The following is a 21,816-nucleotide window of genomic DNA, read 5'->3' on the forward strand; positions in this document are numbered from 1 at the left end:
ATTCCCATTATTATGTTATTATGAGTTTATGACGGTGTTCTCAAAGGTCCTCATAACCTTTTCTATTGAAAGGTAATTCTCGGCGTATGTTCGAGCGTTTTTAGTAAGGCGTTGATTATCCTCGTCAATGGCCTTGCGCAAGCCTTCATTTAAAGCGTGCTGATTTTCGGCTTCTACTAGCAAGCCCATTTCGTATTTGCTCAAAAGAGAATGTAAGCCTGAGCCTTGATTTGCCGTAACAACAGCCAAACCGCCTACCGCTAATATGGTAGTCAGTTTGGAAGGCATAACTAAATCGCCGGCTGTACCTTTTTGAATAACTAAATGAATATCAGCCATATTCAGAAACTGGTTGAATTTTTCGAATGGCTGTAAAGGCAAGAATATAACGTTCTTCAGCTGCAATCCAGCAGCCATATTTTGTAGTTTCTCTTTGTATGGTCCTGAACCGCAAATTACAAACTTCACGGATTCTCTGTTCTCAAAGCTTTTTGCCGCGTGCAGAATATATTCCAGTCCTTGTTTTTCACCAATTGCTCCCGAATATAAAACGACCGTATCGTTAGAATTGAAACCAAATTGCTCTTTTAAGCCTGCCTTATCATCGATGGGAAAAAATAGCGAATTATCAGTCCAATTAGGAAATAATAATACTTCCTTTTGCGCTTTAGCTTCTATCTTCTTAATCATGTCTTCCGATATACTGCTAATATGATCGGCCTGATTAAAGATATATTTTTCTACTTTGAATAGGGTATTGATCACGCCTTTAGAGCGTATCATATTCAAATCTCTTGCAGCTTCGATCTGTAGATCTTGGATATGATAAGAGAATTTGGCTTTCGATATTTTTTTGCACGCTATTCCTAGCAAGCCAAATTGAAAGGAGGGAGCAACAGTAATAACTGTATCGAATTTTTTAGTAAAAAGCAGCTGGATGAGCTTCAGAGAAGCGGTCAGGGAAAAAGACATGTCCAACAGCATTCGCTTCAAACCGGAAGGAACCGAAGGAACATACATCGGGCATCGATGAACTTGTAATGTTCCCCCTGAGGGAAGTGTTACTGTTTCTGTTTTGAAGCTATATCGGCTGTTGTAATAAGAAGGATCTACCTTCCATTGTGGGTAATAAGGATAGGCTGTAATAACATCGCACTGGTAGTTGTTTTTGGCCAACCATGCCATCATTTCCCCACTGTATTTGCCAATACCGGTAGGCTCAGGAGAAAAGTTATATCCAATAAGTAATATCCTTTTCTTCATGCTGCGAGGAACGTAATTTGGGGTGAACTCATGGTTTTGCTGTTGCGCTTACGTGAGAATTTCGCGCTTACGCATATAGGTTGCCGGGTTGCCGGCATAAATTCCCCATGCATCTAAGTTCTTGGTGGCTACAGAATGTACAGTGAGAATAGAATGCGACTCGCACCGCACACCAGGGCATACCACCGATTGAGCACCAATCCACACACCATCTTCCAAGGTTATTTTACCTAGTTTGTAAGGAAAGCTACTGACTTTGTAGTCATGGTTGCCAGTAAGAAGCATAGCCCCTTGCGAAAGAGTAACGTTGTTGCCTATTGCAACATCCTCTAAGTTGTCTATCCAGACGGATTCCCCTATCCAGCAATTCTTACCGATAGTGAGGCGCCAAGGGTTCTTGATTCGCACTTTGTTTTTGATTACCAATCCTTCTCCTACCTGCGCTCCAAACAATATTAATAAAGACCGTTTGAGCTTATAAGGCCATGGAAAGAAACTATCCATGATCAAGTAATTGAAGAAAAACCAAATCAATACTTTAAGCTTGGGCCCAGCGACGTACCCTTCCGTATCGAATTTAGATAAATCGGTCTGCAACATACAACAACTTTACCTTGGCTTATTTCTGAGAACAGCCCAGAAAATTTTATATAAATAAATCCCTATAACTACACCTGTTACATTTAAAATAATATCATCGATATCAGGTACTCCTATTCTGAAAACGAACTGGATTAGCTCAATGGAAAAGCTCATCAAGAACCCAATAAGTATTATTTTCCTCTTGGTGTAAATACCAAATATATTAACCAGGAAAAAGGCAAGAGGCACGAAAATAACTACATTGCCTAACAAATTAGCAACATTATTCTCTAAACCTATAAGATCGGAACGCCGAAATGATTGAATAGTATGCTTGATAGGAACCAAATTCACTAGGTTGTCCCGCCAAACAAGAGATTGTCTTCTTCTGGCAAAAAAGACGATGTAAGTGAGTAATCCTGCATAAGAAAAAAATAAGAAAGTTCTTATATGTTTCATTAAATAATAGAACGGTGCGTTTTTTAGCGGGAAATGGCGTAATGACATATGCGTCGATAATTTAGCTTGGCATCAAAGTTTTATAATAATCGGTATATTGTTTAGTAAGGAAATTCTTGTTGAAATCGTGAGAAATAATATCAGGTGCACTTTCGTGAATGAATTTGCGCTTATCAGCTTCGTGATAAGCCAACTCTAAATCTGCGGTAACTTGGTTGATATCATTTATATTCGTTATCCAGCCCAGCTCTTTGTCTGCTACATAACTGGACAGCCCTACATTCTTGCCTAAGAATACGGGAGTTCCTACCGACAAAGATTCGATTACTACGACAGCAAAATTCTCGTTATGCGAGGTAAGGGCAAACAAATCTATTTCAGAATAAAACTGCATTTTCTGAACGTTGTCTTTCCAGCCTACCCATTCAATCTTGTCAGCATTACCACACTCTACGGCTAAACTCTTCAACTTATTGACGTAATCGTCCTCGCCAGTGCCGGCCACCTGAAGCTTATAGTTGAACGATACTTTTGCAAGAGCTTTGATCAATATATCCAAGCCCTTTTTCGGGTCTATCCTTGATATGAAGCCTACAGTGAAGACGCTATTTGCATCTCGTTTTACTGGAGGTTTCACATTGTCGAGCTCTACCAGGTTGGATATAACGGCTCCTTCCCACTTTTCCTTTAGTATGAGCTGGCTCTCCTCCCACTCCATTGGTGTTGACACGTGGAGGAAAGTGTTCTTGAGCAATGACTTACCTACAACGGTTTGCAGAATCTGCTTTTTGACTTTATTATTTGTAGTCAATATATAATCGCAGAACATGCCGTGGGGTGACAAAATCGGCTTCACGCCTCGCATACGGCAAACTGCCGCCGCTGCTACAATAGCGGGGCTCCACCATGAGTGCAGATGGACTACATCAAAATCGTTAACTGTTTGGAATATTTTATTCCAAAATCCTGGTGATAGGTGGGAGTTGCCTTTCGTGTATCGTTTAAAATAATACACTTTAACACCGTCAACTAGTACTTCCTCACCGGTTTTGACATCTAATTCCTCTTTGCCATTGGCGGTGGTTGTATATACCGTTACATCATGACCATTCCGAACCAAGGATTCGGCTAGCAAATACACAACGGCCATTAGGCCTCCGTATATGTACGCAGGTTTATAAACAGGAATTATGAAAAGTATCTTCATGTCTAACGGGCCGGCTTACTTATTCCGGCTGTTTCTTTGGTGCAGGTTAAATAAATCGTCTCGATTTGATCTAATAGCTTCTTAGGTTCAAACCTCTTGGCATTAAGAATGCCTGACTCCACTGCACGGCTCCGATCGGAGGGAGAGAGGGAGAGGATTTGTTGGAGCACTTGAGCTGACTCGTCGGCCCAAGCGGCAACTTTTTCTTCAGCACCGGGACGGCGGGGGGCCAGGAAACCTGCATCTCCTGCCACTTCCGTCATCGGGGCCTCATTGGTTGTGAGGACTAGGCATCCCGAAGCCATTGCCTCGGCAATAGGCCAGCCAAAGCCTTCGGCAAGTGATGGGAAAATGAACACAGAAGCCCCTGCATACGCCAACTGCACAAATTCGTCGGGGATATTCGTGAGAAAGTGAATATCGTCTTGATAAGCAGACTGCTCACGCATTTGCATCAGGGTGGGCGTTGGGGCCTCGCCAATCAACAAAAGTGGAAGGGTGCCACCTGTGTTCTTGCGCCACGCATTATAAATTTCAACAACTCCGGCTCGGTTCTTATACCACTGGTTCCCTCCGATATGCAGGAGGTAGCCAGCGTTTAAGTCTATGCCGGTTTGCTTGGTTAAGGAGGCGCGTGCTTGCTTTAAATCTACGGGGCTGAACTTTTGGTTTAGCGCGTTGTAGACGGTTTCGGAAGAGAGAGGAGCGGAGGGCAGAAAGTGAGCAAGATCTTGCTGCGTCTTCTGGGAAACAGAAATGAAATGCTTGGCTTGCGAGTAACCCTGCCGAATATACTTCTGGTACTGGCGCCCCGACCACCCCGTAGGATTCTCCGGTATAGCTCCCAAAGCCGACCATTGCGCTAAAAAGTCGTGGCAGTGTACCACGTGTGGCCGATCGGCTACTATGGGTACCCAAGGGCCCAAGGCGTGGTCAGTAAACACGAAGAGCGTATCCGGCGAATAGCTAGATAATTTCTTGCGTACGGAACTCGGAAAGGTGATGTACTGATCGATGTAATACAGCCATTTCCGCAAAACTCGTGGAGCAGGAACGCGAGATACTTTTGCTTGAGGCGAAAGTATCTCAACGCTGTGTCCTCGGTCCTTCATCCCTTCTGCCAGCATTCTTGCGAAGCGGGGCATGCTCTGATGACCGAGGAAGTCGGGATGTGCAAAGAAAACTATGTTCACGACGCTGATTTTGGTGTAATACTAGTGCCACACAGCGTGGCTAGACAAGTCTAAATCAGCTTGTGCGAACTACACGTTTTAGCGGGGCGCTCCGCAAGGAAGCAATTAATAGCCCCGCTATTAAAGTGCTGAATCCTAAAGCGGTTGGCTGTGCCCATTGGCCCTGTGGTATCAATAGCAGGCCATTGCTCAGCAGAATCCAAGGAAGAAAGTCGCTCGCACTAAGCTTTTCATAGCAAGCAAAAGCAACTTTAATACAGAACCCAACCCGAAGGAAAATTACGATTATACCGAACAATGGGCCCATCTCGCCAATCAAGCGCGCCCACTCTTCTTCTGCTATCAGAAACTGTGTGCCGCCACTCAGCAGCATACTACCTACGTTGGTACCCATTCCGATGCCGTACCCAAAGAAAGGCGTGTTGGAAGTGCCGGTTAGAGCTGATATCATCCCACCCAAGTATCGGTTGCCAATGGTGCCTTCCAAGCCACCTTCAGTTTCGCTAGCGCTGGTGAAGCGGGAGAGAAAGGCTTCGGTTGCGTTCTGGAAGAAGCTAGCTTGGCTCAGGACTGCCAAGGCTATGACCATTGCAAAACCAATAGGGATGATCTTGGATAGGTATTGAGGTTTTCTAGCTACTGCCGCTAACGTGAAGATCATGGTTACGCCTACGCTAAACAGCAGAGAGCGGCTTATCGACATAGGTATGGCAGCAAGCAAGCCTGCTGTCGCAGCAATGAGGACCAAGCGGTTTACGTTTTGTGAGTTCAGCCAGAAGTAGAACACAAAACACGCGACAAACATGAAAAACTGCGTATTGCCGTTGGTAAAGGAAAAGGTACCAGGGGGCGGAAATAGTTTAGCGCACCACTATAACCTGCACCAGCCATGTCGCCTCCTACCCCACGGTTCACCCAGGCGGACTGTGGGCTATAGAACTGCAAAGCAATAAGGACAGTCATCGGAATGGCTATCCACAGCGTCACCTTCCCTAGCTTCACTACATCCTCGCGATTGAAGATGCGACCAATCACAAACACCATCGGGAAGTGAAGTAGCAAAATGCGGGCTCCGTATATAGCAACCGCAATGTTGCCGTGGCCGAAGAGTACGGCCGTAAAGGTTGAGAGTAGTCCAATCAGCATCATCCCAATCATGTAGGGATTAGCTGGAAGTAAACCGCGCTGCCAAGTGACAAATAATAACCATACGACCAACGGGTCGCGGACAATAAGGAGAGGAGTTGCTAAACCTGGCAGAAACCATTTACGCAACGCCCCCTCGAAAATTAGAAGTAGAAAATAGGCCCAAACCCCTTGCTTGAGCAAGCGGTTTGGGTCTTTTGCTGCATTCTTGCGCCGCTCCAACACAACCCTTGGCTCCGGGCGAATTACTGCAATGTTGGTGGTGGACACTGTGAAATTGCTTAAATAAGATAATCTACTATTGAGCTTCTAAGCTCTTCTTTTTTGAGCTTGTGCTTACCTCTTCGCCGTAGCCGTAACCATAGCCGTAGCCATAGGTACTGGTGTTCTCCTTCTTCGCGTCGTTCAACACGATCATCGGGTGGTTTAAGCGCTTGTTCTGATAGATAGAATCTATAATCTCGATCTGCTTCTTATAAGTGAAGCCGTAGCGGAGCAGGTAGATAGTGGAATCCACGAGTGGGCTCAAGCTGAATGCATCAGAAACCTGGCCAATTGGTGCCGTATCGATGATGATATGGTCGAAGATGTCTTTGAGCTCGTTGATAAGGTGAGCAAGCTTGGCAGACATCATCAATTCAGCTGGGTTGGGCGGGAGCGGCCCCGAGCTTATCACGAACAGATCGGGCGCTTTTTCTGAAGTCCGGATTATGTCGTTGATGGTGATGGTATCAGACGTCAGGTAGTTCGTGATACCTACGTTATCGTTCAGGCCAAGCTTCGATGACAGCGTAGGCTTGCGCAGGTCCAGTTCAAGTAAAACAACCTTCTTGCCTGTCAGAGCTAAGCTAGCTCCGAGGTTGATGCTGAAGAAAGTTTTGCCTTCACCACCCATGCTCGAGGTGATAAGCATTACCTTATTCTCTTTACCAATAGCTGCAAAGTGCAGGTTGGCACGCACAAGCCGGAACATCTCCACAATTGGGCTGCGGCTGTCCTTATTTACTACTACCGCGTTGCGAGCGCTGCGCGAGTTGTGGCAAATTTCGCCAAGAATAGGAGTAGCGGTGGCCTTCTCAACATCCAAACGACTCTGTACTTTGTCGTTCAACATGTTTTTGAGGAAGATGCCAGCAAACGGAATTCCTAGACCAGCAAGAAGAGCAATCAGATAGATGTTCTGAGGGTTCGGGCTGATTGGGTAAGGCGTGCTTACTGCTTGGTCAATAACCCGTGTGTTGGATACAGTGGCAGCCAAAGCAAGAGCAACTTCTTCGCGCTTCTGCAACAGAAACAAATACAGGTTCTGCTTTACGGCCTGCTGTCTGTTTATTTCCAGCAGTTCTCTTTCCATCAAGGGTACGCGCTTGATCTTAGACTGGAAATTGCCAGAGTTCTGCTTTAAATTATTGCTGGTAATAACCAAGCCCCTCTTGATGTTGCGAAGGTTCTCCAGAATATTCCGCCGCAAATTAGCCAGTTGCTCATTGATGCCTACTACAACCGGGTTTTCAGCTGTGCTTGTGCGCAACTGAGTCTCACGCTGCAGTTGCAAGTCGTTGAAGCTTGTAATCAATCCTAACAAAGTAGGATCTTGAATTCCAAGAGAGCTTGGTACTGTCTTGTATTCCGACGAAGACATATACCGCTCGATTGATTCCAATACTTCAATCTGAGTAGCCCACTCCGAAAGCTGCCGATTGTAGTCGCTGGCTTGCGACAAGTAATTAGATGCCTGAGTGGAAACATCTGCAATACCTTCTTGGCTCTTATACTGCTGAACGTTCTTTTCAGCGCCAGCAAGTTCTGCCGTAATATATTTCAAACGTTCGTCAAGGAAGGCAACCGTATTAGTTGCTTTAGCATTTTTGTCTTCGACCGATTCTTTCTCGTAGACTTCAATAATCTTGTTGATAATATCCTCACCTCTTTCAGGGATAGGGTCAATTATACCCATGGTGATTACACTAGCATTTTTAGCGCTAGGCTTAATATCAACACGCGAGAAGAATACATCAGCCATATCTTTTAGCTGATGAAACTGAATATTAATTTTCTTGTTGGGTCCTTTTGTATTTGTATAAAATGCAGGACCAGGTGCTACCGTAAATGAGCCGTAAGGTTTGGTTATTTCCTCGCCTAGCTGATAAACGTTGGTTTTTCCATCGGTGTCAATCAGCTTATATGAGTTGCTACCCGTCAACAGGATTGAGAAAGCTGGATTGGGGTATTTGGGATTCATTTTTTTGGTAATGATCTGAATAGGCAGACCCTTACCATAAATCTCAACATCGCGAATTCTGCCTTCAACCACGTAGCTTATCGACAGGTCAAGCTCTCTGATAACTCTCTGCATCAGAGTCTTCGATTTCAAGACCTCCACTTCATCATCCACGTTCTTGGACGACTTAAACAAGTCCGGGTCGTTGATTGCCATTGCCGAAGACGTGCCAGATTCTGACTTTTCGTCTTTGATCAGAATAAGGCTGCTCGTATAATATTCAGGGACAGCATAGTACCGTAGGTACGCATACGCAATACCAATAGTGATAACGGCTCCTATTAGGAACAAGTACCAATAGCGCAGGTATTTTGAAAACGCAGATTTTAAATCTACCGCTTCATTTCTTTCCGAAGAAAGAGGAAACAATTCTTGATTACTCATATTCTTAGAGCTCGGTTTTGGGTTTGTTGAGCAATTGCTTATCTAAATATTATAAAGGACAACACACTAATTAAAGAAGCTATAGTGGCAATTACAGGTAAGTAGTAGTTGCTGGAACTAGCTTGTAAGCCTTTTGCCTTTTCTGCCTCAACATAAACGATATCGTTCTGCTGCAGATAATAGTAAGGAGAGTTCAAACTTTCCTTATTGCTTAAGTCGATTCGAGCGGTATTTCTAACGCCATTCTTTTCTCGGATGATTAGCACGTTAGTCCGCTTACCATAAATCGTCATGTCGCCGGCCAAGCCAAGCGCTTCAACAATGTTGATTCGTTCGGTGCGAACATCAATAGTTGCAGGGTGGTTCACCTCACCTACAACGGTTACTTTGAAATTCAAGAACCTGATGTTGATAATGGGGTTCTTAACGTATTGACTGATCTTCGTCGTCAAAAGTTGAATAGCTTCTGTTTTTGTTAAACCAGCTATTTTCAATGTGCCTAAAACAGGATAGTTGATAGAGCCTGTTTTATCTACTAGGTAGCCCTCATTTAATTTTTCGCCAGAACCTGCACTTCCACCTCCACCAGGAGCTTGCAATAGACCGTTATTAAACAGAACGTTTGATTCAGGATTTAAGCTACTCAACGTAATGCTTAATAAATCATCTGGCTGAATAACCGGTTCTACTTTATTGGTAATAGTTGATGTATAAGTTTCAGACTCTTTTAAATTACCGAAATACGTCAAGCTTCTACCCGCACAGGAACTAAAAAAGAGTAATACAATAAAATATTGAAAATTCCTTAGCATTTTTGAATCTTTAAAAAGTGTGGTCATTGTGGGTGAATAATACTAAATCAATGCTGATTGTAAAAATCAGTGATTTATATGCTTGAATGTAGGCGCTAATGTACTTGATTTTGCTTGACTTACCACAATCTCAACCGTACGACGCCAAGCTGAGTCTTCGCTGAACCTGCTTGTAAATCAGCTTATTGGCGATTGTAGCACGCTAGCTATCTTCCGATTCGATACTTTCTCCACCTACTTTGCTGCCGAGCCATCCCATCCTCCTTATGTTAAGGAGTGCTATTCTCTCATCCGGCAGCTAGGTGGCAATGTGGATACTCACCACTAGCTCTTAGTCATTGCTAAGCAGAAGGCCCATCCTACACATGCTTGAGATAACGGTATAAGTACGGCCCGCTAATGTTAGGACTGACACTGCCATATGCTGTGCCAGCCGCAACTCATATCAGGACAGCTTAGTAATTGAGAAGATTTTAGAAAACATGCTTGTTGCTTCTGAACACTTGCGTAACGGTCATTAGCACAATCTTTAGATCAAGCCAGAACGACCAGTTCTCAAGGTAGTGGATGTCGGCACTTACGCGTTTAGCCATGGCCTCGGTTTCCTTGGTTTCGCCACGATAGCCTGATACCTGTGCCCAACCCGTAATACCGGGCAGGATCAAATGCCGATCCATAAAGTTGTCAATGACCTTAGAGTAGTCTTCTGTGTGGCGAAGCATGTGCGGACGGGGTCCTACTACCGACATTTCACCTTTCAATACATTGATAAACTGGGGTAATTCATCAAGACTAGTTTTGCGTAAGAAGGCACCCACTTTAGTAATGCGGCTGTCACCTCTATGAGCTTGCTTTAGGTCTGCATCAGCATTGATGCGCATGCTTCTAAACTTCAAGCAGTAGAACGGAGTACCGTTTTTCCCGGTACGAAGCTGCTTGAAGAGCACTGGCCCTTTCGATTCTAGTTTGATGAGAAGTGCAATTATGGGAATCAGCCAGCTAAGCACCAAGATTGCCACAATTGCAGCAAACAAATAGTCGAAAGCGCGCTTCAGAGATGAAGTTTGCACAGCTAGCTTAGGAGATGTCTTATAGCGCGTGTAATGAGTGGAATTCCGCTTCTCCAGGGTAGGGGCGGGGCTCCAATCAAAATGTAAGGTCGATTCCTGTTGCATGAATCCAATATAATATGTATTAGTCACAAAATTATCATAGAAAACTCTGTCTACAAAAAATAAATCCAAATAATTTAAGGAATACTGATAAAATATAATTTTTATAGAAATTTCATGTTGTCTTCAAATGAGACAATTTTAGGTTGTTTGGCGTGATGATGAGAGACAGCCAAGCAAGGCACAAATTGGGTAGTAAGCAGTAGATCAGGCAGTAGGGCAAGATCAGGTGCTTTATGCAATCGGTTGAATAGCCAATCACGGATTCAGCTAATTCTGCCCACTTATAATGGTGCTAATCTCTAGAGCCCATCTGTGGATGAATGAGAATCCGTAAATGGTCATAAATCAATTTTCAGCAATAGGAACTTTGCAGGTGCTGGTCATCGAAATTGCTCGATGAGTCGCGGCTTTTTAGCTGAAAAAAGAAGGGGGCTACCCGTTAAAAGTAGCCCCCTTCGGCAGATGAAAAGCAAGAAGCTAGAACTCGAGAATTACTTGCTCGATTACGTCACAGGCTTCATGAAGCTGGTCTTCGGTGATAACCAAAGGTGGCGCAAAACGAATGATGTCGCCGTGGGTAGGCTTGGCTAATACGCCCCGCTCCATCAGCGTCACGCACACATCCCAGGCAGTTCGCCCGTCAGTTGTCGGTTTTATAACTATTGCGTTAAGCAAACCTTTGCCACGCACCAATTCTATAACTTCTGGGCGCTTGACCTGCACCTGGCGCATACGCTCCCGGAACACTTCGCCTAGCACGCGGGCATTCTTAATAAGTTTTTCGTCGAGAAGCACGTCAAGAGCGGCTCGTAACACTACGCTAGCCAACGGGTTGCCGCCGAACGTAGAGCCATGCTGCCCCGGCTGGATGGTGAGCATGATGTCGTTGCGAGCCAGCACCGCCGAGACGGGCATCACCCCACCGCTCAAGGCTTTGCCAAGAATCAGGATATCAGCATGAACGCCTTCGTAGCAGACTGCCAATAATTCGCCAGTGCGGCCTAGGCCGGTTTGTATCTCATCGGCAATGAAGAGCACCTTGTGCGCTTTGCAAATGGCTGCCGCCTTGGCAAGGTAACCTTCCGAGGGCACTACCACACCGGCTTCGCCCTGGATGGGTTCTACTAGGAAGGCACACACGTGTGGGTCCTGCACAGCTTCTTCTAATGCTTCTAGGTCATCGTAGGGTACCACTTGGTAGCCAGGAGCATAGGGCCCAAAGCCGCCCGTAGAGTCGGGGTCAGTGCTGAAGGAGATGATGCCGGTAGTACGGCCGTGGAAGTTGTGCTCGGCTACTATGATGCGCGCTTGGTTGGGGGCAATGCCTTTCTCTTGGTATCCCCACTTGCGGGCTAGTTTGAGGGCCGTTTCTACTGCCTCGGCGCCTGAATTCATCAGCAAGGCTTTGTCGTAGTTGAACAACTCGCAGAGCTGCTTTTCGGCCGCGCCTAGTTGGTCGTTGAAAAAGGCACGGGACGTGAGGGTTAGCCGCTGGGCCTGCTCGGTGAGGGCGCCAATGATACGTGGGTGGCAATGCCCTTGGTTGACGGCTGAATAGGCGGATAGAAAATCGTAGTAATGCTTGCCGTCTACGTCCCACAAGTGCACTCCTTCGCCGCGGCTTAACACCACGGGCAGCGGGTGGTAGTTGTGGGCTCCATACTGATCTTCCAGCGCCATTAGCTGCTGGCTGCGGCTGTGCGTGTCGGTGGTGGGGTGAAGAGACATAGCGGAAAAGGTGGGAATGGAAGAGGTTAACGAACTGTAGCTCAAATCTACGCAAAAAGACTTGCCCCAGATAGCAGTACTACAGCTAAGCTCGGCTATAACAAGTTGGCATCAAGTGCTCGTATGGAATAGGTAAAATGCTGACTAGTAATTCCTTGTAAGGTTGAGCTTGAAGCTGGACACTATACTCGCACTTAAGCTGAACCGTAATGACTACTCGTCCCTATTACAAACGTCACCCTATTGTCTCCTTCTTCGCATTGCTGCTCCTGGTCTTGGTTGGGATAGTAGGATGGGTGTATGTAAAGAACGACAAAGGCAAAGGGCTCGTGCCCACACTGGCCGACAAAGGCAAAGAATTGCTGCCCACGCTTGAAAATACGTCTCTGGCCGTTAGTAGCATGAAAGGCGACTCAGTGAAAGCCCAAGTGAAGCTGGATGTGCGCAACAACATGCCCATTACGCTGCGCATCGACAGTTTCCGGTACCAAACCCGCCTCAATGGCGATTTGCTCACGCAAGGTGCCAAAAGCACTCCTACCGTGCTACGCAAAGACTCTATCAGTCACTTGCAGCTGCCCTTGGCGCTGGACCTGAGCAAGGTGAAAAACAAGCTCGAAGCCAGTCAGCAGGATAGCGTGGATGTACAACTGTCGATGGACTTGTATACCAAGCTGCCCATAGCTGGTACCAAGAAGATACCAGTTAAACTCACCAAGCGCATCTTTATGCCGAAGATGCCAACGCTGGAAAACGTGTCCTTCGCGGTGAATAACATCACCCCGGACTACGTGTACGCACAAATGGTGACAGACATACAGAACCATATGCCCATCACGCTCCGCATCGATAGTTTGAACTACCAAACCCGCGTTGATGGTCGCCTGCTGGCTAGCGGGCGCAAAAGCAAGCCTACTGTGCTGAAAGAGAAGGGCTTGAGCCACATGCAAATTCCGGTCACAATGGACTTAAGCAAAATAAAAAACACCATTAAAACCAGTCAGCAGGATTGCGTGGACGTGAAGATGGTAATGAACCTGTACGCGCGCCTACCTATGGCGGAAGGCACACAGAAAATTCCGGTGAACGTGACCAAGCGCGTATACGTCCCTAAGTTGCCTAAGATTGAAGTGGCCGACATCGATGTGGAACACCTCGGCCTCAAGAATGGAGAGGCTATTGTTAATCTTCGAGTTACCAACTACAATCCGTTTCCAGTAGTCATTCGTCGGGTATCGTACGACTTCCGGGTGAGCGACGATATGCAGGTGCAAGGAGTAGAAGAAAAGGACGTCTCATTTAAGACCCGTGGCACAGAGATGATGCCGATTCGAGTGAAATTCGAGCCGAAAGGACTGCCGAAAGTGGGGTATAAAACCATTTTCAGAGCCAAACAAACGCCCTACAATTTGAAAGGCTCCGTGGTGGTAGCGGCGGGTAAAAACAACCCCAAAGACATGACGATGCGCTTTAGTAGCACCGGTACGCTGAAGGACCTGAAAGACATTCCGAAGTAACGTGTTTGTTACTGAAAGCAGGTGCTGAGCGAGTTATGCCGTAAAGCGCAACACAGTTGATCTGCCGGTGCCTTTCTTTACTGGAAGCAATTAGTGATACTTTTACACTTGAAATTAGTGTACAGCCACTTCGCTTTCCGTGAACCGAACTATGGTAGGTGCTACTGCCCAAGTGTATCTGAACTCGCCCTTAGGCACTATAGCCTTGGAGGGCACAGAAGCTGGGCTTAGCGCCGTGCAGTTCTTAGACGAGCCCCAGCTGGAGACACCAGCTACCGCAGTACCGGAATGTTTGCGCGAAGCACGCCGGCAGGTAGCAGCGTATTTCACCCGTGAGTTGCGCGATTTTCAGCTAGCGTATGCTGTAGTGCAGGGCACCGAGTTTCAGCGTCGGGTGTGGTCGGCACTGATTGGCGTAGGATTCGGCCGGACTGCTTCGTACTTGGACTTGGCCCGGCAGGTAGGTAATCCAGGTGCTGTGCGAGCCGTGGGCGCGGCCAACGGACAAAATCCGCTGGGGCTGGTTTGGCCTTGCCACCGCATTGTCGGGGCCAATGGGCAACTGACAGGGTACGCCGGGGGCTTGTGGCGCAAGAAATGGCTGTTGGAATTTGAGCAGCCAACGGCGCAAGCAAGCTTATGGTGAACTACTGGTTCACCAGCTTCAAGAGTTCTTGGTAGACCACGTTGTTCTTCCAGTACAGTTGCAAAACCATAGGAACGTGCTTCTTACCAGGTAGCACCGTGAACTGCGGCGGCCGGCCGAGGTCGGTTAACTTCAACTGAAACTTGCGGCTGCTGTTGCGAATAGAAGGATAGGTTTCTCCGCCGATGAAAATAACGAACGGCGGCGTGGCGGCCGTCACGTGGTACAAAGCCGAAACGTCTTTCCACACCTCGGGCTGCTTGCTGTATGGAATCAGGTATTGGGCGTCGCCGGGGTATTCGAGTTTGGTGAGGTAGTCGAACATGTCGAGGCCGGCAGGGTCGTCGAGGAGGGCACCGCGGATAGGATTCGTGGCGAGGCCGCGCCGCGTAAAGAGGCGGTTGTCGGCGGCGAGCAAGGCGACAAGACCAGCCCCGGCCGAATGGCCCATCAGAAACAGACGTTGCGGGTCGCCGCCATATTCGCGGATGTGCTCGGTGGTCCAGATAACGGCGCGGGCACAGTCATCGGCCATAGCGGGTACTTCCACTTTCGGGGAGAGGCGATAGTTGATAACCACGGCTACCACGCCCTGTTTGGCTAAGCGTCGGCCAATGAAGGAGTAGAAGTTCTTGTTGCCGCTGTTCCAACTGCCGCCATGTATGAAAACCACCACTGGATAGGGTTTAGCAGCTTTGTGCCGGGGCGCGTACACATCCAGCAGGTGGCGCTCGGCGTCATAGGCTGGGTCGGTAGCCGGTACGTAGGCAATATCTTGGGTGCGGTGGCTAGGGCGGGCGGTGGCATATTCGTTGGCTACCAATAGTAACAAGGGCAGCAAAAGCAAGGTAGGCAACGCCAGCCAGCGGCAGGAAACACGCATGTAGTAGAAGAAGCAGAGCAGAAGGAAGAAATAAGTAGCACCCGACTTACAGATGTGGCAAGGCACTACCAGCAGGAGCAAGACACTTACGCACGTGCCACTGATTTAGGATGGTGGCGCTGGCAAAAAGTAACAGGTTGCTCCTCATTTCAGGGTGAGGGCACGAAGGCTTTGGGAGCGTACGTTATATTTGCTGGAAGCCAGTTACCGCTAGCTAACTTCTTCTACTGCATTTTATTCTTTTAAAACGTCAATGAAATACTTGATTTGCCTGCTCCTAGGCTTCAGTACGCTGCTGACCCTGCCAGCGCAGGCCCAGCGCAAAACCAAAGTAAAAACCAAAGGAGAAGCGACTGTTAGTGCTGCCAACCGCTTGCAGCCTTTGTTTGGAGGCATCTCCCCAGCACAGGCACAAGCCCTGGTCGGGGCCGCTTTCCTAGCCGATATAGAACGTAGTTTTGCTTCCAAGGCCGAGGCCAGCAAATTCTTCTCCACTAAAGGCTACGAGTACTTAACCGAAGGCAAGCCAGATACTGCTATCTACCGCTTCAATCTGGCGTGGCTGCTCGATCCCAAAAACGCCGAGCCTTACCGCGGCTTGGGCGTAATAGCCAGCCGCAACCCCACGCCCGACGAATCCATTAACTTGCTCACGCAGGGCTTGGCCCTAGCGCCCAATGATGCATTGATGCTAGGCGACCTGGGCAGCAGCTACCTCATCCGCTACGAGCAAACCAAGAAGAAAAAAGATTTAACCACCGGCTATGACTATCTGCAAAAAGCTGTAGCCGCCGACCCCAAGAACGCAGTAGCCTGGCAGCAATTAGCGCGGGTGTATTACTTGCAGGAAGATTACGCTAAAGCTTGGGATGCAACGCACAAAGGCGGCGACGTGAGTATCAATAGCATCGACTTCAACTTCCTAAGTGAATTGATAGCCAAAATGCCAGATCCGCTAGGCAAATTCAAATAAGGACTGTTACATCCCGTTGTAACACTTCCGAATGGACTGCCTTCCCCGCTGGTGTGGCACTAGCTCCCGTCGCGGAGGCCAGCCAGGAACAGCGGCTTAATCGGCATACGAATAAGGGTAAGCAGACAACTACTTAGCGCCTACCTCTTCCTTATCCTAGCAACTTCGCCCCGTCACGGCACGTAGCCAGCGGCCTAGCTTGTTCACATAACCTTATTGCGTGAAGCACCTTCTGCTGATTTCCTCTTTCGCGACCAGTATACTGCTGGCGCATTCCGTTACGGCCCAAGAAGGCCCCGAGCGTCGTCGCCGGCACTACAACGCGCAGGCCCGCGCCTACTACCGTGGGCCCGTGCGCTTCACAGCAGGCGGTGGGGTAGGCTTGTATAGTGGCGACCTAGGCGGCTTGTCCGAGAATTTTCCGGGCGGCAGCGTCAGTTTAGGGCTGCTCTACCTGCTTCGGCCGCACTTGGTTATCGGGGCCGAAGGGTCTTACTTCGAGATTGGCGCCAAAGACCAGTTGCCGGAACGAGGATTGGCCTTCAAAGGACAAAACATAACCGGCGTTACCTTTTTGCGCTACGAGCTGATACGGGATGAAAGCCAGTTTGCTAGTCCTAAACGGGGCGCGGCCCTCGTGAAGCCCTACATAAAGGCAGGTGCGGGCCTCTTGCTCTATAACCCGAATGCGTACATAGGCACCAAGCGCCCCGACCAGAACACCACTTACTTACGACCAGAGCGCAACGATTATCCGGCGCTAGCTGTGGTAGCGCCCGTCGGGTTCGGTGTGGTCTTGCGCCTTAGCCCTCGGGTTAATGCTACCGTTGAGGGGGCCTACTATTTCACTACTACCGACCACCTCGACGATGTTAGCCAACGTGCCAACCCCAACCAGAACGATGGATACGGAATAGTGGAGCTAAAGATGGAGTATTCTCCATGGGGCCGGTAAAGCTCTTCAGGTACTACTTACAGTCCTTAACCAGCCCAACAAAAAAGGCCCGTCAGTCTGACGGGCCTTTTTTGTTGTGGCTTGAAAGCCAACCATTAGCAAGTTGTTTAGTCCTTAACGAAACGCTGGTGGAATACCTTCTGCCCGTCGGAAATTTCAAGCATATAAATGCCCTTCGCCAACGTTGATACGTTCAGTTGACCGCCCTTTACCTGCGTGCCAAGCACCTTTATACCCTGTAAGTCAGTTACGCTCACCGCTACGACGGGGCCATTACCGGGCGTGGTCACGCGCAGCATGTCGGTGGCGGGGTTCGGATATACATCCAACACTTGAGCGCGGCCTGAACCGATTAGATCTAGCTCATTACCGCTCTTCGTTACTGCTACTTCTTGCAGCGCTGTACCGCCCGAGATGGTGATGCTGTAGTCCTCGGTTTCGCCGTAGCTGTAAGAGCCGCAACTACTCGTGGCCGAAACATCACTCATTACCACGCGCAGACGGGTTTTGCCGCTTTTGGCAGTAGTCGGCACAGTGAAGTTAGCGCTGATCGTCGCGGCACTCGAACTGCTGCCACTCACAATGGTTTCGCCGCTGTCGATGAAGTCACCGTCTTGGTTGTAGTCGATAAAGATTTTCCAGTACTCAGTGTATGCTGTGGATGCAAACCCGGCCGAGAAATTAATAGTCTGAGCAGAACCAGCCGTCACGCTCGTGCCAAGGGCCGTTCCATTATAGTAGCCTGCGTCTTTGCTAGAAGTGCGGTTGATGCTGCCAAGGCTCACCAAGTCAATCCACTCGTAGCTTACGTTAGTGCCTTTGCTGGTGCAGTACGTCGACGTGGTAGGTGGTGGAGTGGTGCCACCGGCCGCTGCGCCTACACCCACGGCGTACCACGCATTGGTTACGGCTGTTACCTGCGTCGAGCCCGCTCCGTAGAGGTCAGTGGCAGCCTGGATAGAGTACGTACGGGCAGCTGCGTAGTTCGACGACGAAGTCAGGTATACGCTTTCGGTCCGGTAGGCAATCTTGGCAGCGGCGTCGATACCGATGCCCGTTACGCTGAAGGAACTGCCAATGTCGTTGGTGCCCGTTTTGCCGACGCTCAGGATATAGAACCAGTGGTTGAGCACACCGCTGTTGGTGTGCACGCCGCCGTTGTCGCCGGTGCCGGCGTACCAGTTCGTGCCTTTATAGGTATCGGGCTGCCCTTCCGCGTTGGGGTCGCTCATCGAGCGCAAGGCGGGCCGTACTTTATCGATGTCTTCGCCGATCAGCCAAGTAGCTTTATTAGGCGCCTTGTAGTACTCGACGGCCGCACCCCAGATGTCGGAGAAGCCCTCGTTGAGCGCGCCCGACTCGTTGGAGTACGTAAGGTTGGCGGTGCTAGAGCACACCGCGTGCCCGATTTCGTGGGCGCAAACGTCCAGAGAAGTCAACGGGTCGAAGCGGGTGTACCCGTCGCCGTAGGTCATTACGGAGCCGTTCCAATAAGCGTTTTCGTACCCTTTGCCGTCACCAGGCGTGTCGTCGAAGTGCACGTAGCTCCTGATTTTGGCGCCAGCATTGTTGTAGGAGTTGCGGGCGTGCACGTTTTTCCAGTAGTCGTACACGGCTTGGGCACCCCAGTGAGCATCAAGGGCAGCGTTGTCGAAGTTGGTGTTGGCGTACTCGGTCCAGTTGTTGTCGGCGTCCACAAAGTCGACAGCCGTGGTGTAGCTGCTGCCCTTTTTGCAGTTGTAGGTTTCGATGCCCAACCCCCGGGTAGCTTCACGCAAGTAATAGCCACCGGTGGTTGTGCTGGTAGCACTACTCTGGGTGCCAGAGTATTTGGTGGCAACCGTTCCAGTAGCCGCCACGTGCTTGATAATGGCATCTTGCAACACTATCTCGCCCGTCTCCGCATCTACATAAATGTAGGCTCGGCTGATTGGTGCCTTGGCGTAGACGTTGAACTTCCAGGCCAACGTAGGTTTGCCATGTAGCCCCGGGTTAGGATTACGGTCGTTGCGCACAATTACCAGCTCGCCCTGCGGACGGTAGGTAGCTGTAGGATCGTTTTCCATTTGCTTCAGACCCGCTTCTTCTACGGCATCATCCCACATGTACTGGGTGGCACCTACAAAAGCCAGGGCGTACCGTAGTGCAGTCGCAGCGTCCATGGCAGGCGACGTTTTAAGGCCCTCGATGCGCTCTATCTGACCGCTCATGCTTTCCACATTGCCTTGCTTGGCGTGCAGGGTGTAAGCGGCATGCTCTACTTTGATGCCTTTGTAGTACTGGTTGTACTTCTCATGCACGAACCCCATACCATCGGTTTCCGTGCGGCTGTGCAGCATTTGATCTTCGGCTTTCAGTTGCAGTTGCTCCACCAATGCCTGCCGGCCTTGGCTCAGCGTATAAGCAGGAGTTTCCGGACGAAATCGAACGAGGGCAGGAGTGCCATCTTCGGCCATGAACTTTTGCGCTGCACGAGCAGCCTGCTGCGCATACGCCGCTGAATAAGGCAAGGCACCAAGCAGTAAGAGAGCTGCTACAGGGTATTTTTTAATCATAAACTTGAATGTTGGTTGGATTGGGAAAGGAGGAAGTACCTGCTTCTAGGAATCAGGAAGTGCGTCAATTTATAATTTCAATAATTAGAAAACGATTGCACTGAAAATATCATCAGTGAAACAGTATATAATTTAAAATATATCAATAATATAAATTATAAACTTTCTTAGCTCAGTGCATTTTATCCGCTAAATGTGCATTCCTGAGATGAATTTTCTTGCGCTGAAAGCCATAGTTTTACACCATCACCTTCATCGATCATCATGCAGCAACTACACCCCTTATTACAGAAGCGCTGGAATCTAACTGGTCAGTTGGCAATTGTTACAGGCGCGTCCAAGGGCATCGGAGCGGCCGTGGCAGCTGAACTACTGGCCTTTGGCGCAACGGTAGTGGCAGTAGCCCGACAAGCACCAGAACTGGAAGCCCAAGTGGCGGAGTGGCGCGCTGCTGGACTTGACGCGCACGCCGTTGCCGCCGACGTAAGTCAAGAAGCAGGGCGGCAGTCGGTGCTGGCAGCCGCGGCGCAGCTCGGGCCCGCACTGCATATTCTCGTCAACAATGTGGGCACCAATATTCGCAAGCCCACTACCGACTACTTAGCCGCAGAGTATCAGCACTTGTTGGCCACCAACCTTGAATCGGCATTTGGGCTTTGCCAGAGCGCTTACCCGCAACTAAAGGCGGCGGGTGGTGCTAGTATCATCAACGTATCGTCGGTGGCTGGACTTACGCATTTGCGCACCGGCGCTATTTATGGAATGACCAAGGCCGCGCTTATTCAACTTAGCCGTAATCTGGCTGTGGAATGGGCACCAGCGGGCATCCGGGTTAATGCTGTTGCGCCCTGGTATATCCAAACGCCGCTGGCCGCAGCTGTTCTTGCCAGCCCCGACTACTTACAACAGGTAGTAGCTCGCACACCCCTCGCTCGCGTCGGCGAGGCCGAAGAAGTGGCCGCTGCCGTCGCTTTTCTTTGCTTGCCCGCTGCGAGTTACATCACGGGGCAGTGCCTGAGCGTGGATGGGGGCTTCACCATCAATGGTTTTTAACCATATCTTCCTTGCTACAGCAGATGTGCACTACCTCCTGAAATCCAAAAGGGCGCTCCGAGGAGCGCCCTTTTGGGTTAATGGTATGGTGGTTTGTTTTTACGCTACAAATCTTGCCGCTACCTTTTTGATTCCGGCTTCGTAGCGTGCGAATGAGCCTTGGGCAGTATCCAAGTACAAGAAGGGTTCGATAAGCTCTAGCTCCATGAGCAGGAACTCGCCGTTGGCTTCCACACCATCGACGCGGGCATAGAGGCAGTCGGTGGCAAAGCGCTGCACGATGTCGTCGGCAATGTGGCGCAGATGGGTGGGCGCTTCCCGGGACTCGATGCCTCCACCCAGGTAATGCTGCACTCGGAAGTCACCCGATTTGGGCGTTTTCAACACGCAGTGGCTGTACTGACCACCTAGGTATATCAACGACCATTCGCCTTGGCTTTGAATCTGCGGCAGAAAAGGCTGAGCCAGAAAATTTCCGGTCTGCAATAAGTTTGTTAACTCCGAGGCCCGACGCTGGGCTTCGGTTAGGCTCATATCGAACGTGTTTTTAGCGCCGCCACTCACCGCTGGTTTCACCACCAGCCGGTCGGTGCGCAGCGCTTCGAATATCGTTTCTGCTACAAAGCTGGTGCCGCGCGGAAGCCAATGGGTAGGTACTATCCGGACGCCCTGCCGCTCTAAATCGAGCAGGTATTGCTTGTCGGCATTCCAGCGTACCGTCGCTATGGGGTTGAGCATCCGGATGTCTTCCTGCTCCAAGCGTTCCAGCCACGCATAGAATTCCTGCACTCGGTCGAAGTAGTCCCACGGCGACTTTAGCAGTACTACGTCGTAGCTGCGCCAGTTTACTGCCGGATTGCTCCAAATTTGGTAATCGACATAATGACCTTGCTCGCGCAAATAGCTCATTAGCAGGCTGTCTTCGTCATCGATATTAGAGGCTGCGTACTGCGCTTGCGCTAGGCTTTCGCAGGTAACGAGGGCTATAGTAAACACGGGGTTGG

General features: G+C 49.2%; 19 protein-coding genes. 5 read left to right on the plus strand and 14 right to left on the minus strand.

Features of this window, described 5'->3' with window-relative positions:
- Nucleotides 1–18: 18 nt before the first annotated feature.
- The 11 genes from MUN86_RS00335 to rocD all read right to left on the minus strand — a co-directional run bounded on the left by MUN86_RS00335 (nucleotide 19) and on the right by rocD (nucleotide 12,230).
- The gene (locus tag MUN86_RS00335; protein ID WP_245120506.1) at nucleotides 19–1,263 is read right to left on the minus strand and encodes a WcaI family glycosyltransferase; all 1,245 of its coding nucleotides are present in this window, start codon (nucleotides 1,261–1,263) and stop codon (nucleotides 19–21) included.
- Between the two features lie 48 nt (nucleotides 1,264–1,311).
- Nucleotides 1,312–1,863: a WcaF family extracellular polysaccharide biosynthesis acetyltransferase gene (locus MUN86_RS00340; RefSeq protein ID WP_245120508.1), complete on the minus strand. Its 552-nt coding sequence runs from the start codon at nucleotides 1,861–1,863 to the stop codon at nucleotides 1,312–1,314.
- Between the two features lie 9 nt (nucleotides 1,864–1,872).
- Nucleotides 1,873–2,352 carry a VanZ family protein gene (locus tag MUN86_RS00345; RefSeq protein ID WP_245120510.1) on the minus strand — a complete coding sequence of 160 codons (480 nt, stop codon included), beginning with the start codon at nucleotides 2,350–2,352 and terminating at the stop codon, nucleotides 1,873–1,875.
- A gap of 13 nt (nucleotides 2,353–2,365) precedes the next feature.
- Nucleotides 2,366–3,511 (minus strand): XrtY-associated glycosyltransferase XYAG1, encoded by a 1,146-nt coding sequence (locus MUN86_RS00350; protein WP_245120513.1) that lies wholly within the window; start codon nucleotides 3,509–3,511, stop codon nucleotides 2,366–2,368.
- Nucleotides 3,512–3,513: 2 nt separating this feature from the next.
- Entirely contained in the window at nucleotides 3,514–4,656 is a 1,143-nt protein-coding gene (locus MUN86_RS00355) for a glycosyltransferase (protein WP_245125545.1), read from the minus strand.
- A 103-nt stretch (nucleotides 4,657–4,759) separates the two neighbouring features.
- Nucleotides 4,760–5,293, minus strand: coding sequence for a hypothetical protein (locus MUN86_RS00360; RefSeq protein ID WP_245120515.1), 534 nt, complete (start codon nucleotides 5,291–5,293; stop codon nucleotides 4,760–4,762).
- Between the two features lie 179 nt (nucleotides 5,294–5,472).
- Nucleotides 5,473–6,120 carry a hypothetical protein gene (locus MUN86_RS00365; protein WP_245120517.1) on the minus strand — a complete coding sequence of 216 codons (648 nt, stop codon included), beginning with the start codon at nucleotides 6,118–6,120 and terminating at the stop codon, nucleotides 5,473–5,475.
- A 28-nt stretch (nucleotides 6,121–6,148) separates the two neighbouring features.
- Nucleotides 6,149–8,515, minus strand: a complete 2,367-nt coding sequence (locus MUN86_RS00370) for a GumC family protein (RefSeq protein WP_245120519.1) — start codon at nucleotides 8,513–8,515, stop codon at nucleotides 6,149–6,151.
- A 38-nt stretch (nucleotides 8,516–8,553) separates the two neighbouring features.
- Nucleotides 8,554–9,354, minus strand: coding sequence for a polysaccharide biosynthesis/export family protein (locus MUN86_RS00375; RefSeq protein WP_245120522.1), 801 nt, complete (start codon nucleotides 9,352–9,354; stop codon nucleotides 8,554–8,556).
- Nucleotides 9,355–9,800: 446 nt separating this feature from the next.
- Entirely contained in the window at nucleotides 9,801–10,571 is a 771-nt protein-coding gene (locus tag MUN86_RS00380; RefSeq protein ID WP_245120524.1) for an exopolysaccharide biosynthesis polyprenyl glycosylphosphotransferase, read from the minus strand.
- Between the two features lie 408 nt (nucleotides 10,572–10,979).
- A complete protein-coding gene (gene rocD, locus MUN86_RS00385; RefSeq protein WP_245120526.1) occupies nucleotides 10,980–12,230 on the minus strand; it encodes an ornithine--oxo-acid transaminase in 1,251 nt (416 codons plus the stop codon).
- 209 nt (nucleotides 12,231–12,439) lie between these two features.
- On the opposite strand from rocD, the gene MUN86_RS00390 reads away from it, so the two are divergent.
- Nucleotides 12,440–13,747: an LEA/WHy family protein gene (locus MUN86_RS00390; protein WP_245120528.1), complete on the plus strand. Its 1,308-nt coding sequence runs from the start codon at nucleotides 12,440–12,442 to the stop codon at nucleotides 13,745–13,747.
- A gap of 139 nt (nucleotides 13,748–13,886) precedes the next feature.
- Nucleotides 13,887–14,393, plus strand: a complete 507-nt coding sequence (locus MUN86_RS00395; RefSeq protein WP_245120530.1) for a methylated-DNA--[protein]-cysteine S-methyltransferase — start codon at nucleotides 13,887–13,889, stop codon at nucleotides 14,391–14,393.
- A 1-nt stretch (nucleotide 14,394) separates the two neighbouring features.
- On the opposite strand, the gene MUN86_RS00400 is transcribed toward MUN86_RS00395, so the two are convergent.
- The gene (locus MUN86_RS00400; RefSeq protein ID WP_245120532.1) at nucleotides 14,395–15,276 is read right to left on the minus strand and encodes an alpha/beta hydrolase; all 882 of its coding nucleotides are present in this window, start codon (nucleotides 15,274–15,276) and stop codon (nucleotides 14,395–14,397) included.
- Nucleotides 15,277–15,529: 253 nt separating this feature from the next.
- On the opposite strand from MUN86_RS00400, the gene MUN86_RS00405 reads away from it, so the two are divergent.
- Nucleotides 15,530–16,249, plus strand: coding sequence for a tetratricopeptide repeat protein (locus MUN86_RS00405; protein WP_245120534.1), 720 nt, complete (start codon nucleotides 15,530–15,532; stop codon nucleotides 16,247–16,249).
- 220 nt (nucleotides 16,250–16,469) lie between these two features.
- Nucleotides 16,470–17,204 (plus strand): hypothetical protein, encoded by a 735-nt coding sequence (locus MUN86_RS00410; protein WP_245120536.1) that lies wholly within the window; start codon nucleotides 16,470–16,472, stop codon nucleotides 17,202–17,204.
- Between the two features lie 107 nt (nucleotides 17,205–17,311).
- Here the strand turns inward: MUN86_RS00410 and MUN86_RS00415 are convergent, their stop codons facing one another.
- Complete coding sequence (locus MUN86_RS00415; RefSeq protein ID WP_245120538.1) at nucleotides 17,312–19,759, minus strand: M4 family metallopeptidase; 2,448 nt, start codon at nucleotides 19,757–19,759, stop codon at nucleotides 17,312–17,314.
- Between the two features lie 264 nt (nucleotides 19,760–20,023).
- On the opposite strand from MUN86_RS00415, the gene MUN86_RS00420 reads away from it, so the two are divergent.
- Complete coding sequence (locus MUN86_RS00420) at nucleotides 20,024–20,812, plus strand: SDR family oxidoreductase (RefSeq protein WP_245120540.1); 789 nt, start codon at nucleotides 20,024–20,026, stop codon at nucleotides 20,810–20,812.
- Between the two features lie 99 nt (nucleotides 20,813–20,911).
- On the opposite strand, the gene MUN86_RS00425 is transcribed toward MUN86_RS00420, so the two are convergent.
- A complete protein-coding gene (locus MUN86_RS00425; RefSeq protein WP_245120542.1) occupies nucleotides 20,912–21,808 on the minus strand; it encodes an ATP-grasp domain-containing protein in 897 nt (298 codons plus the stop codon).
- Between the last annotated feature and the right edge of the window lie 8 nt (nucleotides 21,809–21,816).

The organism is Hymenobacter volaticus (assembly GCF_022921055.1).
GTDB lineage: Bacteria > Bacteroidota > Bacteroidia > Cytophagales > Hymenobacteraceae > Hymenobacter > Hymenobacter volaticus.